The sequence below is a fragment of the Streptomyces sp. ID05-39B genome (assembly GCF_033794725.1).
GTDB lineage: Bacteria > Actinomycetota > Actinomycetes > Streptomycetales > Streptomycetaceae > Streptomyces > Streptomyces bobili.
Genome location: NZ_JARGEF010000448.1, coordinates 1 through 2,762 on the forward strand (window position 1 = coordinate 1; position 2,762 = coordinate 2,762).

Annotated in this window: 2 protein-coding genes; both read left to right on the forward strand. The window is 72.4% G+C overall.

What is annotated here, in order from left to right:
• On the forward strand, nt 1–1,044 hold a 1,044-nt coding region (locus P1P75_RS40885), incomplete at its 5' end, for a PP2C family serine/threonine-protein phosphatase (RefSeq protein ID WP_319264939.1).
• 162 nt (nt 1,045–1,206) lie between these two features.
• Nucleotides 1,207–2,553: a VWA domain-containing protein gene (locus tag P1P75_RS40890; RefSeq protein ID WP_319264941.1), complete on the forward strand. Its 1,347-nt coding sequence runs from the start codon at nt 1,207–1,209 to the stop codon at nt 2,551–2,553.
• Nucleotides 2,554–2,762: the final 209 nt, after the last annotated feature.

Below are 2,762 nucleotides of genomic sequence, written 5' to 3' on the forward strand. Positions count from 1 at the left end.
GCCCCCGCCGCACCGCCCACGGTGCCCGCCGCCCCGGTGTCACCGGATCCCGCCGCCGGTGTCCGGTTCGACCGGCCCGCCGAGCCGGAGGAGTACCCGCTCCAGGCTCCGGACCCCCGGCTGGCCGTCGCCAAGGTGTGCGTCGCGTGCCGGGCCGGCCGGGTCGACGACGACGGCTACTGCGAGAACTGCGGGCACGCCCAGCCGCGCGAACGCGACCACATGGAGCAGGAGTCCGGCCCCGTCGCCGCCGTCAGCGACCGCGGCCTGCGCCACCACCGCAACGAGGACTCCTTCACCGTCGGCCACACCGCGCTGCCCGACGGCGGCCCCGCGCTCGTCGCGATCGTCTGCGACGGCGTCTCCTCCGCGACCCGCCCCGACGACGCCTCGTACGCCGCGGCGCAGACGGCCGGCCGGGCCCTGATGGCCGCGCTGCCGCAGGGCGCGCACCCGCAACAGGCCATGCACGAGGCGATCGTGGCCGCCTCGCACGCGGTCAACGCGCTCGCCGAGGAGCCCGCCACGGCCCGTGAGCACGCCCCGCACCAGAACGCGCCCGCCTGCACCCTCGTCGGCGCGATCGTCACCGCGGGCCTGCTGGTCGTCGGCTGGGTCGGCGACAGCCGCGTCTACTGGGTTCCGGCGGACCGGAGTTCACCGCCCGCCCGGCTCACCGAGGACGACTCCTGGGCTGCCCAGATGGTCTCCGCGGGCCTGATGAACGAGGCGGAGGCCTACGCCGACGAGCGCGCCCACGCGATCACCGGCTGGCTCGGCGCCGATGCCTACGAACTGGAGCCGCACACCGCCGCGTTCAAACCGGACCGGCCGGGCGTGGTGATCGTCTGCACGGACGGCCTGTGGAACTACGCGGAAGGCGCCGAGGAGATGGCGCAGGCGCTTCCCCTCGACGCCGCCGCCCGGCCGCTGCACGCGGCCCAGGTTCTCGTCGGTCACGCCCTGGACGGCGGGGGCCACGACAACGTAACAGTGGCCCTCGTGCCGTTCCCCGCCCCCGCGCAGGGGGCAGGATCGGCCTGAGGCCGCGCACGGACAGAGCACTGCCCGGCCGCCGGTACGGGCAGCGGGTGCGGGCCGGCAGCGGCCCGCGCACGGGGAAGCAGAGGCGGACCGGAGGGGACCGGTCCGTCCACGTCGTCACCCCACACGCCGTGGGAATTTCCGAGGGGGATGGGAAGAGGCATGGCCAATTTCTCGAAGTCGAACGTGCCGCAGTTCTCGGTGGACGTCTACCAGAACGAGTACCTGCCGGAGGGCGGCCGCGAGGTCAGCGCCATCGTGACGGTCACCGCGACCGGCGGCGGCACCGTCGGCACCGCGGTCGCCGCACCGCACCTGTACTCGCCGGGCGACGGCCCGTCCGCCGCCGTGGCGATCATGGTCGACTGTTCCGGTTCGATGGACTACCCGCCGACCAAGATGCGCAACGCCCGTGACGCCACGGCCGCCGCCATCGACACGCTCCGCGACGGCGTGCACTTCTCGGTCATCGACGGCACCCACGTGGCCCGGGAGGTCTATCCGGGCAACGGGCGTCTCGCGGTCGCCGACCCCACCACCCGCGGGCAGGCCAAGGAGGCCCTGCGCCGGCTCAGCGCGGGCGGCGGCACGGCCATCGGGACCTGGCTGCGCCTGGCCGACCGGCTGCTGTCCACCGCCGACGTCGCCATCCGGCACGGAATCCTGCTCACCGACGGCCGCAACGAACACGAGTCACCCGAGGACCTCAAGGCCGCCCTGGAGTCCTGCACGGGCCGCTTCACCTGTGACGCGCGCGGCGTGGGCACCGACTGGGAAGTGAAAGAAGTCACAGGGATCGCCTCCGCCCTCCTCGGCACCGCCGACATCGTCGCCGACCCGGCCGCTCTCGCCGCCGACTTCACGCAGATGATGGAGACGGCCATGGGCAAGGAGGTCGCGGACGTCGCCCTGCGGCTGTGGACCCCGGTCGGCACGGCCGTGAAGTTCGTCAAGCAGGTCGCGCCGACGGTCGAGGACCTGACCGGCCGGCGCACCGAGTCGGGGCCGCGATCCGGCGACTACCCCACCGGTTCCTGGGGCGACGAGTCCCGTGACTACCACGTGTGCGTCGAGGTCCCGACGGCGAACATCGGCCAGGAGATGCTGGCAGCGCGGGTCTCGCTGGTCATTCCGCAGCCTGGGGGCACGGTCCAGAACCTGGGCGCACAGGGCCTCGTACGGGCCGTGTGGACCGACGACATGGCCGCCTCTACGTCGATCAACCCCCAGGTCGCCCACTACACCGGGCAGGCCGAACTGGCACAGGTCATCCAACAGGGGCTGGATCTGCGCAAAGCGGGTGATATCGATGGAGCAACGGCCAAACTGGGCCGGGCCGTTCAGCTCGCGAGCGTGTCGGGGAACGCGGATACTGCGAAACTGCTTGCGAAGGTGGTGGACGTGGTCGACGCCCCGACAGGTACTGTCAGATTGAAGGCGAAGGTCGCGGAGGCCGACGAGATGACCCTCGAGACCCGGTCCACAAAGACTGTTCGTGTAAAGAAGTGACCTAGCAGGACGCCAGCAGGACGCCTGCAGTACGCCAGCGGTACACCGAAGGAAAGGGGGACGCGCCGACATGCCGACCTGCCCGAACGGACACCAGTCGGGTTCCGACGACTGGTGCGAGGTCTGCGGTCACCGCATGGCCGGTGCCGTACCTCCACCCCCTCCCCCGCCGCCCCCGGCCGGCGGGGGAGGGGGTGGAGGTACGGCAC